This window comes from Elusimicrobiota bacterium (assembly GCA_041658405.1).
Classification (GTDB): Bacteria; Elusimicrobiota; UBA5214; order JBBAAG01; family JBBAAG01; genus JBBAAG01.
This window is the reverse complement of record JBBAAG010000076.1, coordinates 1-14,691: the sequence shown is the minus strand read 5'-3', so window position 1 is coordinate 14,691 and position 14,691 is coordinate 1. Positions and strand designations below refer to the sequence as shown.

Sequence of the window (14,691 nt, the reverse complement as noted above, 5' to 3'; positions counted from 1 at the left end):
TATCATTACCCAATGCGAGATCGACTTTTGCTTCAATAAACTCGCCGGGGTTGGCTTGTTTCACCCCGAAATGCGCAGCCAATATTTTTTGTGTAATTGTTTGTCCCATATTTTTACCTTCTATAAATCCTTAAGACGGTTATAACTGTGCCCGCAATTTAGGTTTTACGGCCTGCCCTTTAGTTTTCGTCGATATAATTTTGTTCAACGCGTTAACGTATGCTTTGACACTGGCGTCAATAATGTCAGTAGACCGTCCCCGGCCAACATACGTATCGTGCTTATATCCAACTTTTACGGTTACTTCGCCCAGCGCGTCCTGCCCCTGCGATAATGCGCGTAACGAGTAGTCTAGTAATTCGCAGTGAACCCCCGCGATTTTGTCAATCGCGCGGTACGCTGCGTCTACCGGCCCATCGCCACAAGCAGCTTCCTGGTACGACTTCCCTTCTTTTTTCAACCGTACAGTTGCTGTGGGGATAGTGTCAGTACCCGACGATGTGTGGTGGTATGCCAGTTCGAAAAACTCGGGGACTTTACCCGCGGATTCTTCGACTAACGCCAGAATGTCTTCGTCGAATACATACTTTTTTTTGTCCGTTAAAATTTTGAACTTCGCGAATACGTCTTCCACTTTTTTTTCGGGTAATGTGCACCCCAGCTCGGCTAACCGTTTAACAAATGCGTGGCGGCCCGAGTGTTTACCCAGTACTAACCGGCTTTCCGGAATACCTACGGTTTTGATGTCCATAATCTCGTAGGTTAACCGGTTCTTGATCAACCCGTCCTGATGAATCCCGGCTTCATGCGCAAATGCGTTATCCCCGACAATCGCTTTGTTCGGTTGTACAACTATCCCAGTCATACTGCTGACCATTTTTGATGTGCGGTATAGTTCCGGAGTTTTGATACCCGTAGTGACGTTCAGTGCGTTTTTACGGACATATATACCCATCACAGTTTCTTCCAATGACGCGTTACCTGCGCGTTCGCCTAGCCCGTTGATCGTGCATTCAACCTGCCGTGCGCCGTTAGAAACTGCAGCTAAACTATTAGCTACAGCCATACCTAAATCGTTATGGCAATGCACACTGATTATTGCTTTATCAATATTCGGTACACGGTTGAATAACGTTTTTATGGTTTCACCGTACTGCCAGGGTAATGCGTACCCCACAGTATCCGGGATATTGACAGTTCTCGCGCCGGCTGCGATCACGGCTTCCACCACACGGCACAAATAGTCAATGTCGGTACGTGAAGCGTCTTCCGCTGAAAATTCTACGTCGGGCGACAATGTCCGCGCGTATTTTACTGCTGATTTTGCCATCTCCAACACTTCATCCTGCGACTTTTTCAGTTTTGTTGTCAAGTGTATCTCGGACGTCGCGATAAACGTGTGGATCCTCGGGCGTTTGGAATACTTCACAGCGTTCCAGCACGCGTCAATATCTTTTTTTATCGTACGCGCCAGCCCGCAAATTTGTGGTCCCCGCACCTTTTTCGCGATTAACGATACTGCTTCGAACTCGCCTGGGCTCGAAATCGGGAACCCGGCTTCGATAACGTCGACACCTAACCGCGCTAACTGGTAGGCGATCTCAATTTTTTCTTCTGTATTTAAACTCGCGCCCGGAGATTGTTCTCCATCGCGTAAGGTTGTGTCAAATATGATGACACGGTTCTTATCTTGTATATTACTCATAGACCCTTCATTTTTTTCTTTTTGCCCAGTTCTGCGGGCGTAAGGACCGCACAACAGAGCCGGCTTGCCACATTTCCATATTCCGCATTTGTTCCAACTCTTTTGACAATTTTTTCCGGTAGTCCGGCGCGTTGTTGGCTTTTAACACAATCGCGGTTTCCTTCCCGGTTTTTACGCTTTTATAAAGTCGGTCAAATACCGGCTGTGACGCTTTTCTAAACGCATGACGCCAGTCCAAAGCGCCGCGTTGCGCTGTGGTACTACAGTTTGCATACATCCAGTCCATACCGTTTTCATCAACAAGACGGATCAAGCTTTGTGTTAATTCTTCCACAGTTTCATTAAACGCTTCACTCGGAGTGTGCCCGTATTTACGTAAAACATTGTACTGTGCTTCAAACATACCTTCCAGCGCGCCCATTAATACACCGCGTTCACCTGTGAGGTCGCTATACACTTCCTGCTCAAATGTTGTCTCAAACAAGTACCCGGACCCAATAGCAATACCTAACGCCAGAGTACGTTCTTTTGCGCGGCCGGTATAGTCCTGGAATACAGCGAAACTGCTGTTGATCCCGCTACCCGCGAGGAAGTTACGCCGTACAGACGTCCCGCTGCCTTTTGGCGCAACCAGGATTACATCAATATCTTTCGGCGGGATAATCTTTGTTTGTTTTTTGTATACAATAGAAAATCCATGAGAGAAATATAATGCTTTACCTTTGGTTAAGAAAGGTTTTAACTTAGGCCATTGTTTCATTTGTCCTGCATCGGAGATCAGGTATTGTATGATAGTACCCTTTTTTGCGGCTTCTTCCAGAGGTAACAAATTTTTCCCGGGCTTCCACCCATCTTTTATTGCTTTATTCCAGTAATCTTTTTCTTCCGGGCGCTGGCCAATGATAACATTAAACCCGTTATCCCGCATATTCAAAGCCTGTGCAGGGCCTTGTACGCCGTAACCAAGCACAACAATAATTTCATTCTTCAGTACTTGGCGCGCCTTCTTCATCGTAAATTCTGTCCGCGTGATAACCTGTTCTAAAGTTTTGCCGAATCTTAATTTCATAACCTTTTTGTTCTCCTTATTCCTATTTATTTATGTTCCACACTTTTTTTAACTGTACTACCACCTGCTGGATTACTGCCCCGGGCTACCGCCACAACGCCTGTACGGACAAGTTCTTTTATCCCATAAGGTTTTACGAGGTCAAGGAAAGCTTTGATTTTATCCTCGTCCCCGGTTACTTCCACGATAACAGTTTCCTGCCCGACATCAATAATTTTTGCACGAAAAATATCGGCGGTCTGTAATACTTCAAACCTCGTATTTTTGTCAATCTTAACTTTAACCAGCGCAAGGTCGCGTTCAATATGGTCAACTGCACTGAAATCCATAACTTTAACCACATCGATGAGTTTATTCAACTGTTTCTCCACCTGTTCGAGTATACGATCATCCCCGCGGACAATGATTGTCATCCGTGACAACGACGGGTCTTCAGTTTCACCAACGACCAGTGAGTCGATATTAAACCCGCGTGCTGCGAATAGTGTTGCGATCCTCGCAAGGACACCGGGTTTGTTCTCTACTAACGCGGAAATTGTTCTCCGCATAAAATTAGTGCGCTCCCTTCGAAAATAAATGTAATACTTAAAAAGGAGATACGGCGGTTAAGTCCCCATATCTCCTTAACTTTTCTATAATTAATGTAATATTACTATAAACCTACTCGGTTTGTCAAATATTTGCGTCATTAAAGCACACACAGTATGGGTGTTTGCTCAATAGCCTTTTCCGCGGCCGGAAAACGCTGAAGCCGCTCACTACCCACACTGTGTGTGTCTATACACGAATATGATTAAATATTGTTTTTAGTAATTGGATTTATGTATAATTATATGTAGCAAATAGTTAACCAATACTTTAATGTAAACGGGGGAAAATTAAAAAAATGCGCCCGGAAGAAGCTAAACAATTAACCGAAGTACTAAAACAAGTGGATTTTTTAACCTATCTATCGTTTAGTGATATGGAATCCATAGCGGATAGTGTTTACCATGTAAAGTACCGCAAAGGACAAACGATTATCCGTCAGGATGACGAAGGAGATACATTCTTTTTGATAGTGAAAGGTAAAGTATCCGTTGTTCTAGAAGAAGGGTTTAGTAATAAAAAGTTACTAAAACACCTTGGTCCTGGCGAATACTTTGGAGAGATGTCGTTACTAACTGGCGCACCACGGACCGCCACGATTGTTGCTGATGAAGATTCTGAATTTTTTGTACTGCACAAACTTGATTTCAAGCGTACACTCCAAAAAAATCCGGCAATAGCAGACCTCATAGGCCGGACGTTTTCACATAGGAAGTTACAGTTAACACTCAAAGGCAGTTCTGAAGTCACACCGGAAGGTATGTCGGACAAGATAAAGAAATTTTTTGGGATCTAGTCTCCGGGTACGGCGTCAAGCTGACAAGTGTGAACATTATCACATTGACTACTTGTTGTTTATTAACTATTAATATAAGGGCAGTAGTTGTAATTTGAAGTAATAGTTTAGAATAAGTAAAGCGAAAGGGAATAAATTTTTAAGGAATTCAAATATTCTGAATGAAAATTTATTCTCTATAAAGTCATTGTATTTAGAAAGAACAAATGGTAGACATCGCGAAACTAGTCAGTTCTAATGCTGTAAGTAAAACCTCGAGGGGTGTTTTTTTGCCTAAAACCCCGGTATTTTTGATTAAATTAAATGATTATATGGAGAACAAAGTTATGAACTTTTTACGATGGTATTTGGATGTTGGTAAGATTCAAAGAGTAATTTTAATCCCTATGGTGTTACTCTTGTTGCTGATAACATCGCAAAACAGTATGGCAATCTTCAATTATTCTACATACACCTTCACCGGTGCATCAGTGGGGTACGACGTTACGCGTGATACTGACGGGAATACGTATGTCATAGGTAACACAATCGATGGTGACCAGGAGATATGGTTGGGTAAATACAATGCGGCAATGGTGTTAATCGCGAGCTATACGGTAAACAATCCTCTTGGCGCGGATAACGGGTACGGGATTATGGTTCACCCAAACGGTAATATTTACTGCACAGGCAGTGCGTATAATGATCAAGGTAAAAAATGTGTCTGGGTGGGGCAGTTTGACCCGTATCTTATGTATATAACATCTTATACAGCAATGCAGGGTTCTGGGGATTCTATTGGCCGTGGTTTGTGTAAGAACCCTAGTGGCGAAATAATTGTTACCGGCGAAAAAATTGGTACTGCCAAAGATGTTCTCCTGCTTAGACTAAATTCCGAAACTTTAGGACTACTCTCACAGACCGGCTATTCAACAAGTTTTGACCAGGTTGGTTATAGCGTAGTATCTGATAATTCAGGTAACCTGTTTATATCGGGCAGTAATATCAGTGCTTCTACAGAAGACCTTGCGGTTTTTAAATTTGATTCAGGGCTATCCTATTTAAAAACAGAAACAATAAACGGGACAAGCGGTATGCCGGATTTCGCGTATGACTTAAAACTTGTAGGTACCCAACTATTCATTGCGGGTAGTGTTGGAAATAATGCGAATGACGAAATTTTTATTGGTAAATGGGAATCAACGTCATTAGTATTTCAATCAAGCGTTGTGGTGTCAGGAATAGGTAGTTATGATGAACGCGGGTACGGGATTGATACAAACAATATTGATAGTATTTATATTGTCGGTACTGCCACAACATCGTCCGGAACCGATATATTTTTAGGGAAATACAGTTATAATCTCCAGCTAGTTTCCAGTATGACATACTCATCACCCGGAGTTTTCTTTGATAACGGGAACAAAGTGTGTGTGGATAGTATAACAAAAGACGTTTATGTTATCGGTAATACGAATAATAGCGGGCTGAGGTTATGGTTGTCTAAACATATTGAAGACACTTCTCCCTCGCAAATTACCGGCCTCTTAGCCGTTACAAATTCTCAGGTACAGCTTACCTGGACCACACCGGGGGATAATGGTTTCAACGGTAACGTTATCGGCGGAAAATGGCAAATAAACTATTCCTCTGCACAAAACGTAAATCCTACCGGTATAGGAGCGTACAATTTAGTTATATCAACTGATTATGTACAGGGACAAACGTATTCACAGGTATTGACCGGATTGAGACCGAGGACAACATACTATTTTTGGATTCGCGCGCAGGATGAAAGTAGTAACTGGTCCGTATGGTCAGACACAAAATCTGCTATTACAAGCAGTTTTGTGTTATCCTGGACTTCAGCAGAGACAGAAGGTGCGTGTAGCGTCGCCTGGGGCGATTATGATAATGACGGTGATTTAGACCAGCTAGCAGGGAAGAATGGATATAACCGTGTATACCGTAATAATGGCGACGGGACATTTACAAATACCTGGACTTCATCAGAAAATGAACAGACCCAAAGTGTTGCCTGGGGCGATTATGATAATGACGGTGATTTAGACCAGTTGATAGGTAATGTGGGTCAGGTAAAACGTATATACCGCAACAATGGAACGGGGACGTTTACAAGTGTATGGACTTCAGCAGAAACCGGGAATACCAGCAGTGTCGCCTGGGGTGATTATGATAATGACGGCGATCTGGATCAATTGGTGGGAAATTATAGTCAGAACCGAATATACCGCAACAATGGCGACGGAACGTTTACGAGTATCTGGATTTCGCCGGAAAGTGAAACCACGTTAAGTGTTGCGTGGGGCGATTATGATAATGACGGCGATCTGGACCAGTTGGTGGGGAATAACGGGCAGAACCGTATATATCGTAACGACGGCAATGGGACATTTACAAGTGTATGGACTTCTGCAGAAACTGAAAATACTACCGGTATTGCCTGGGGTGATTATGATAATGACGGTGATTTGGATCAGTTGGTAGGGAATTATAACCAACCAAACCGTGTCTACCGCAACAATGGCGACGGGATGTTTACAAGTGTATGGACTTCAGCGGAAAGTGAAAGTACCAACGCTATCGCGTGGGGTGATTATGATAATGACGGGAAGTTGGACCAGGTAGTTGTGAATGAGAATCAACCAAACCGTGTATATCGCAACAACGGCGACGGGACGTTTACAAGTGTATGGACTTCAGCGGAAATCGGATACACTAGGGGAGTTGCGTGGGGCGATTATGACAATGACGGTGATCTAGACCAGTTAGTAGGGAATGATGGGCAAACAAACCGGGTATACAAATCATTAGAAGCTGAGTTTGGGAATACAAATTCAATTCCTGCTACACCGTCTACGGGTTTTGCTACACAAATATCAACTCAGAACGCTCAACTTGAATTACGGTGGAATTACTCTACCGATTCTGAAACAACACAGCAAAAAGGGTTGTACTACAACGTACGTATTGCCACGGAATCTATCACAAACAGCCTGAGCAAATGGATAGTATCACCGAGTACCGGCGCAGGAACTGCATCATTTGGCAATTATCCTCACGGGTACGTAGTTGCAGCCTCAACTCAGCCTGGGTTGAACCTGTCAAACATTAGAGAAGGAGTTACGTATTACTGGCAGGTACAGTCTATCGATACCGGCCTGCGGAAATCCGCGTGGTCAGTAGAACAGTCCACATATGTACAACACTATACCTATACTCACGTATGGGATGGCGACGGGGCGGACGGCTTCGCGTCGAATCCACAGAACTGGATGTACGACATAGCGCCAAGTACCGGTGACAATATCGTGTTTGGCAGTAACAACCCAACGAAAAGTTGTACATGGGACATCCCGAAATCGGTTAATATCGGCAGTATGACTATAACCACGGACTACCTCGCGACGGTTAATATCAGTACAAACGTTACGTTTAATGACACATTAACGATTTCCAGCGGTACGTTTGTAATTAACACCGACAGTATCACGATTATGAGTAATATGCTGTACAATGGCGGCGCGTTTGACGCGCGTACGAGCACCGTCTGTTTCTACAGTACCAGCACAACAACGGACCACTGGATGACGTTACTCGACAACACAACGTTCTGGAGTTTGGAAATCTGGAACAAAGCCGAGCGTACGATGTTCTGTCAGAATACGAAATTGTATATTACCGGCAATTTTACGAAAGAAGGGTGGATCTCCGGGCTGGGCGGCAACGGCGTGTTCAACACATCAAACTCGACGGTAACCTTACGCGGCGATGCGCGGAACGGATACGGTACGCTAGACAACACTATGACAAACAGCAAGTGGATCCTCGACGGTGTTAATCGGCAGTATATGTATAACGGCGCGTTAAACGGTGTGTATGACCTTGAAATAAACAAAATTAACGGTAGTACAGTAACGTTGTCCAGCGGCGGGCTGGATGTTACGAACGACCTCGTCACAAAATACGGCGTGTTAGAATTTAATAATTCTAATAATGTCAGGGTACAGCGTAACCTCACCGTGACAGAACCCGGGTATTTGAACTACGGCAACGGGGCGATATCTCCGTATGGAAATAAGGATACCGTCATAAACCTTCCAGTGAATCAAACGCTGGGTAGTTTATATGCATACGAAAAAAATAGCGGGTATTCTGTTAGTTTAGTAAACGATATTACTATAATGCAGTCGTTCACTACCGGCGGGAATACTGATATCCGCAACAGGAAAGTTACGGTCTACGGCGACCTTGATCTCAAGAGCGCTGCGTCGTCCGGTTTCAGTTCGGATGGGTCCACAGTGACAGTCTACGGCGGAGTGAAGTCTAACCCTGCGGCGTTCAATGTACTGAAATTTGCCGGCGGGTCGGGGTATATCTCGTCAACCCAGACCGCGAATGTATTAATAATTTCTACCGGTGCGGTAGTATATTTATCCGGCGCGCCCAGCTTGTTGACGGTTAATAACAACAGCGAAATATACGGACAGTTCGATATACGTAACAGTACGTTTACGGCTTATGGGCCGGTAAGTGTTCATTCTGGCGGTATTCTTGACCTCTCAAACGCATCTTACAACGGTTCAGTCGTAAAACTCGCGAGTGGTATTACGTTTGAACCTGGAAGCAAGGTTGTCGCGGATTCGTTAATGGACAGAATAACTTCACCTGCAGGTGAGTACTATAGTTTTACGGTTACCGCAGGGACAGTAAATCTTATGGGGTTGAGTATAGAAAACCTAAACTCCAACGGTATGATGTTGAATACCGGGACTTATATAGCCAACTTTTCAAGCGTAAGTTTTATTAATCTCGCGCCAAACGCACGAGCGTTAAATGTTATGCTTGCCGGGACTACGCAGTATACGTTCAGCAACTGCTTCTTTGACACAACAGTTACCACCAACGTTGCGGTTAGCAGTTTATCCGCACCGGCATACATAAAGATGCTTAACGCATCAGGTGCAAAAGCTGGGATTATATATGAGTATGACCCGAATAACATGGTATTTTGGACAGTACCGTCTGACCCTATGAATTTATCGGGGACGGTAACGAGTTCTACGAGTATTACCTGGGACTGGGTTGACGCTACTGAAGACGAACAAGGGTATAAAGTGTATACCAGCACATCGTGGTTACTAACAACATTACAGGTGAATGCCAATACATGGATAGAAAATAATCTTGTACCGAACACTGAATATCTGCGGTTTGTTGCAGCGTATAACCCGATTGGCGTGAGTTCAACAGCCGTAGTATCGAAATACACAAACGCTGCGCAGCCAACCGGATTATATGTAGTATCTTCAAGTTCGTTCTCCACAACACTCGCGTGGGATGCTAATAATCCCGCAGGCACAATGTACGAGATAAATTATTCAACCACGTCAGCGTTTGATGGAACAGGAGATAAATTTACTTCGTGGGCGGTAATGACTTCAACAGTGGTAACGAATCTTGTGGAATTTACAAATTATTATTTCCAGGTACGCGCGAAAAACGGGAATGAGGTTAACACAGGGTACAGCGCGTATGTTTCCACGCTTACTCTTGACGGGACAATACCGGCAGTGGTAACACTGGAATCACCGGGTGATGCACAAACTGTTACAAATGCAACGGTAAACTTTAACTGGTCAAACTCTATTGATACCGGGTCGGGTGTTAAGTATTACGAACTGGTTATTGATGACGATTCAGGGTTTGGGTCAGTAAATTATAGTTCTTCACCAATAGTTTCCCAGGCGGATGTATTGATGACTGAAGGAACCTATTACTGGAAAGTCCGTGCGGTGGATAACAATAATAACCAATCCGAGTGGCCTGCGTATAATAAGGTTTACATCAATATCGCACCAGCTGCGGTGACGGACTTATCCGCTACTCCGGTGTACGAGCGTAAGGTTAATTTAACGTGGACCGCGCCGGGTGATGACGGGAATGTTAATACGTTAAGTGGTAAGTACCGTATAGACTGGGATGTTAATCCTAATATCGGATGGAACTACAACACGTTTGATGTCGAGATTACAACATCTGTTTCAGCAGGAACTCTTACAAATATATCAATCCCTGACTTTACGTCAAACACATCGTTCTATTTCCGTATATGGTCGCAGGATGATAATGGTAATTGGTCAGAATTATCTAACGGTGCAACGGCATATCCTGTTGACCTCACCACCCATGTGTGGGACGGCGGCGGGGCCACAAACAACGCGTCGGAAGCTGCGAACTGGGTTGATGATATTACCCCGGGAAATAATGATTCGGTAAAGTTTGATACTACGAACCCGAACAAAGCGTGTTACTGGAATATGAGTAATATTAACATTTCAACTATAACGCTTGACGTAGGGTTTTCCACAACTGTTGTAACGATGTCGTCAATGACAATACTTGGCAATTTTGTAGTAAACGCAGGGACTTTTACTACGTCCGGCGTAGCGGATTATACTCATCAGGTAAAAGGTAATTTTGTACAAACCGGAGGGTATATAACCCTTTCCCGCGGGAAAGTGTTATTTACCGGCACTGGCGCACAAACGGTACAGCTGCAATCCGGGAGCCAACTAAGCGGGTTTGACATCAATTCCTCGTCGTCAGTACAAATGATGGCACCGTTAAAAACTTACGGCAATTTTAATCTGATCTCAGGTGAATTTATCGCCGGTGATTTTAACCATACCATAGGCGGTAGTTCGGGGAATTTCACGGTTACCGGCGGGACATTGACCGCGTGCTTTAGCACAATGACGTTTACCGGCGGGCAGCCGTATATTACTCTTACTCCGGGGACAAGTTTTTATCATGTAGTCCTGAACAGCGGCGAGTGGATTTTTAACTCGCAGTTCAGCGCAAATGGTAATTTTACAATTATCAACGGGTCAAGGCATCCTACACTGGGACAGTTGAACTCAACAATATATATCGGCGGCAATTTCTTGATCAACGGCGGCGGGTTTTCGTTTAAAGGGTCAACTGTGACATTAAAAGGCAACATGGGATATATCAACACAAGTATTTCCGGAGGTAGCGGTCAGCTTATTATGGCGGGTAATGCAACACAGTACGTTCATGGCACCGCTATGACACTGACGAAAGATTTTGTGATAAACTCGGGGAACGATGTGATATTACAAACTGATATCAGTGTTAATAGCGTATTGATACAAAACGGTACGTTAAAACCGGAAGACCATACTATTACTTTAGTATTGTCACAAACCGGGATAACGACAGGATATTGGCTGCAGACCGGAGGTAGTTTTGTTGCCGGGACTGGCAGCGTGATATTCAAAGGCGGGTCAAGTGCGTTAGGATTTGTAGTTACACCTTTACCGGGTAACCCGTTCTACAATATGACCGTTGGGACGGCTGGGTACTTGATGAAGTACGTAATTGCGGATAGTACATTGACGGTGAGTAATAGGTTTACAATTGCAAACAGCACATTTAATACCGGGAGTTATTGCCATACAGTCAGCACATTTATTGCAACCCGCGGCAATTTTATTGGCGTAGAAAACACAACGTTTACCGTTAGCAATATGCTTAATCTTAACAACGGTGATTATGCTACTCCCAGGATTTGGATGCATAGTGCAACTCAGGGTTCAAGATGGAACCTGTACCTCGTCCCCGGTGCGGGACAGTTAGTCCGCGGGGTGAATGTCCAGGATTCGCAGGCTACGGGGCAAACAATTACTGCTACACAAAGCACGAATTCGGGCAACAACGTAAACTGGTCGTTTAGCGACGACGGTATTGGCATATTCACCGGCGATTTCACACAACCCGGCGGGTCGTTATATGACGGAGGCAGCATAGATGCAGGATACGGTATCGCAGTGGATACAATAACTGCCGATGGGCCGTACGTATACGTCGCGGGGATGAGGAATAACGCCAGTAAAGACTGGTTTGTTGTTAAATATAACAACACCGGCGTGATGCTGGCGTCATCTACGTACGATTTTAACGGTGACGACTACGCTCAGGGAGTTAAGGTGAACTCAGCCGGGGAAGTGTATGTTACCGGGTATTGTGACTCAAATATTGTTGTCGCAAAATATAGTTCAGGGTTGGTGTTTATCACATCGGCAACATTTAACGTGGGTTCCGGCGCGGCGGTAGGGTATTCCCTTGCGTTGGACAGCAACGGTAATGTATTTGTATCCGGCTATGGGAGTAATGACAGCGATAATGACGGGTGCCTACTGAAATACTCACCGTCACTGGTGTTCATAGCGTCAGCTGCAGTAGCAACCGGAAGTTTTCTTGAAGATAGTTTGATGGATGTTAAAGTTAATAAACAAAATAACGTGTTTGTATCAGGGTATAGCGGGTTCATGTCGGATAACTGTTTGTTCTCGTATACAAATAATTTGGTGTTTGTATCCTCCACCACTATTTCCGGAGGATTATCAGATTTCGTTCCAGTAGAGTCTAACAACGCAGGCAGCAGTATTTTCGTAGCGGGGCAAAATCAAAATTCTGACCTTGTATTGTTAAAATATGATACCAGTCTGGTACTCCAGTCGTCAACCACATTTGATACCGGCGGGGTTGATAGTATTGCTGGTATGGCAGTAAGCCCGGCGGGTAACGTGTACCTTGGCGGGAGTACCGGTGTTCAGGGATATGAAAACTATTTCACGGTTAAATATACTCAGGGATTAGTGAAAATATCGTCTGAAGTGTATGTTAATAATGATGGCAATAACAGGGCGGCTGACCTCACGGTTGACAGTACCGGCGATGCGTACCTCACCGGATATTTTAATAGCAATATCACTCAGAACTGGGACATTCGCACACTTAAATTTACGATGACAGATCCGGTAATTGTGCATAGTTCACATGTATGGGACGGAGGCGGGACGACAAATAACGCGTCAGAAGCTGAGAACTGGACGTACGACGTTGTTCCAACTACCGGTGACGCTGTGTTGTTTGACAATACAAACAATTCGAAGTACTGTTCGTGGGACATCGCGAACGTGCAGTTATCCTCATTTACTTTAGGTGTTGGATTCTCAACCACAGTAGTTTTGGCTGTACCGTACGCGTCGAGTTTCACAGTGACCAACGATTTTGTTATTAACGCAGGCAATCTCTTGGCAAGACTGGGGTCGTCGGGAACTGTTAACATCCGTGGTAACTGGATACAAACCGGCGGGTATGTTAACTTAAAATCTTGGATAAACTCCGGGTTTGCAGTTAACTTCGACGGTAACGGGACACAAAACGTTACCACCCTGGACAACGGCAGTACGTTTGGCAGTTATTTGCAAGTAGGGGAAAACTCGACGGTGACCGCGAACGGGAATTTGTTGATGGAACGTATCAATGTTATGGGCACGCTCGACCTCGGGACCGGGTTTGTACACAGTATTACGTATCAGGATATCAGCGGCGGCGGAAGCGTGTACGGCGTGCTGGATATCCACAACTCTACATTAACCATTTCAGGGACAGCACGGTTTGGTATCAGCGGGACGTTGAAAATGGATAACGGTAACGGATTAATCCGTCTTGAAGAAACAACTGGGATTTCGATCTACAGCAGTAACGGCAAAATTATTGCGGATTCACAACTAGACGTTATCACCAGCACTGCGCCGGGACAAGTTTATACCGGTATAGTTATTAACATGGACCAGGACAGTGTCGTGATCGCCGGAGCGAGTGTTACGATCACAGGGTTGACAATGAACTCCGCAGGGTTAGATTTTTATAATCTGTACTCCTCAAACGTTGTCTTTGCGAATAATATTAGTTTCACAAATATGCCGCCGTCATACATGTACAACGCAGGTGCGTTCTTTACAAACTTAAACGGTGATTTCCAGTTTGACAGTTGGGCGTTTGATACAACCTTATCCACAAACGTTGAGGCGGGAAGTATTGGCGCAAGTGTTGGGTCAGTGAAAATGACGAACGCTACCGGCATAAAAGCCGGGCCGAACTACGAACTTGACCCGAACAACGTTGTGTTCTGGTCCACTCCGTCCGCTGCAGCGAACCTGTACGCGGTTACCCGAGGGACGGGATCGATTGAATGGAATTGGACTGACGTGTCAAAAGATGAAAAGTATTATCGGTTACGTAAAAACACAGATGAACTGGTGATGGAACTACCATGGAATACTACGTATTACACAGAAAACGCGTTAAATGCGAATACAACGTATTACCGCAAAGTTGAGGCGTATAATGTGTTAGGTACCAGTGTTACAAGTGAAATTTTTGGGGTTACTTACGCCCGTCCTCCGCTGAACACATACGTTTCCGCACGGACGTCGTATAGCGTTACTATAGAATGGAATACAAACGACAACCCAGGATATACTCGCTGGGGCGTTATCGGATCAACTGACGGGTTTGTGACAAGCACCACAACGCTTGCAGTGTTTGGGAATAACCTTGTAAATCCACAGTTTGTTCAAATAGGGTTAAACTCTGCATCTACGTATTACTATAAAGTCCAGGCGTTTAATGAAAACGGAGTAGCGACTTCCTACGACG

5 protein-coding genes are annotated in these 14,691 nt (G+C 44.5%); 2 read left to right on the top strand and 3 right to left on the bottom strand.

The window, feature by feature from the left end; all coding sequences use genetic code 11:
• Positions 1 to 139: 139 nt before the first annotated feature.
• Genes WC955_11110 through ilvN form a run of 3 tightly spaced genes read right to left on the bottom strand, consistent with a single transcriptional unit; the run spans position 140 to position 3,322 of the window.
• Positions 140 to 1,705 carry a 2-isopropylmalate synthase gene (locus WC955_11110; GenBank protein MFA5859597.1) on the bottom strand — a complete coding sequence of 522 codons (1,566 nt, stop codon included), beginning with the start codon at positions 1,703 to 1,705 and terminating at the stop codon, positions 140 to 142.
• Between the two features lie 7 nt (positions 1,706 to 1,712).
• Positions 1,713 to 2,774, bottom strand: coding sequence for a ketol-acid reductoisomerase (ilvC, locus tag WC955_11105; GenBank protein ID MFA5859596.1), 1,062 nt, complete (start codon positions 2,772 to 2,774; stop codon positions 1,713 to 1,715).
• A 26-nt stretch (positions 2,775 to 2,800) separates the two neighbouring features.
• Positions 2,801 to 3,322, bottom strand: a complete 522-nt coding sequence (gene ilvN, locus WC955_11100; GenBank protein ID MFA5859595.1) for an acetolactate synthase small subunit — start codon at positions 3,320 to 3,322, stop codon at positions 2,801 to 2,803.
• Positions 3,323 to 3,660: 338 nt separating this feature from the next.
• On the opposite strand from ilvN, the gene WC955_11095 reads away from it, so the two are divergent.
• Both WC955_11095 and WC955_11090 read left to right on the top strand, forming a co-directional pair.
• The gene (locus WC955_11095; GenBank protein MFA5859594.1) at positions 3,661 to 4,158 is read left to right on the top strand and encodes a cyclic nucleotide-binding domain-containing protein; all 498 of its coding nucleotides are present in this window, start codon (positions 3,661 to 3,663) and stop codon (positions 4,156 to 4,158) included.
• A gap of 206 nt (positions 4,159 to 4,364) precedes the next feature.
• Positions 4,365 to 14,691, top strand: a 10,327-nt coding sequence (locus WC955_11090) for an FG-GAP-like repeat-containing protein (GenBank protein MFA5859593.1), incomplete at its 3' end; no start/stop codon positions are given.

Excerpts from the sequence above, each read along its gene's own strand:
- WC955_11110 (MFA5859597.1), bottom strand. The coding sequence starts at position 1,705 with ATGAGTAATATACAAGATAAGAACCGTGTCATCATATTTGACACAACC.
- ilvC (MFA5859596.1), bottom strand. The coding sequence starts at position 2,774 with ATGAAATTAAGATTCGGCAAAACTTTAGAACAGGTTATCACGCGGACA.
- ilvN (MFA5859595.1), bottom strand. The coding sequence starts at position 3,322 with ATGCGGAGAACAATTTCCGCGTTAGTAGAGAACAAACCCGGTGTCCTT.
- WC955_11095 (MFA5859594.1), top strand. The coding sequence starts at position 3,661 with ATGCGCCCGGAAGAAGCTAAACAATTAACCGAAGTACTAAAACAAGTG.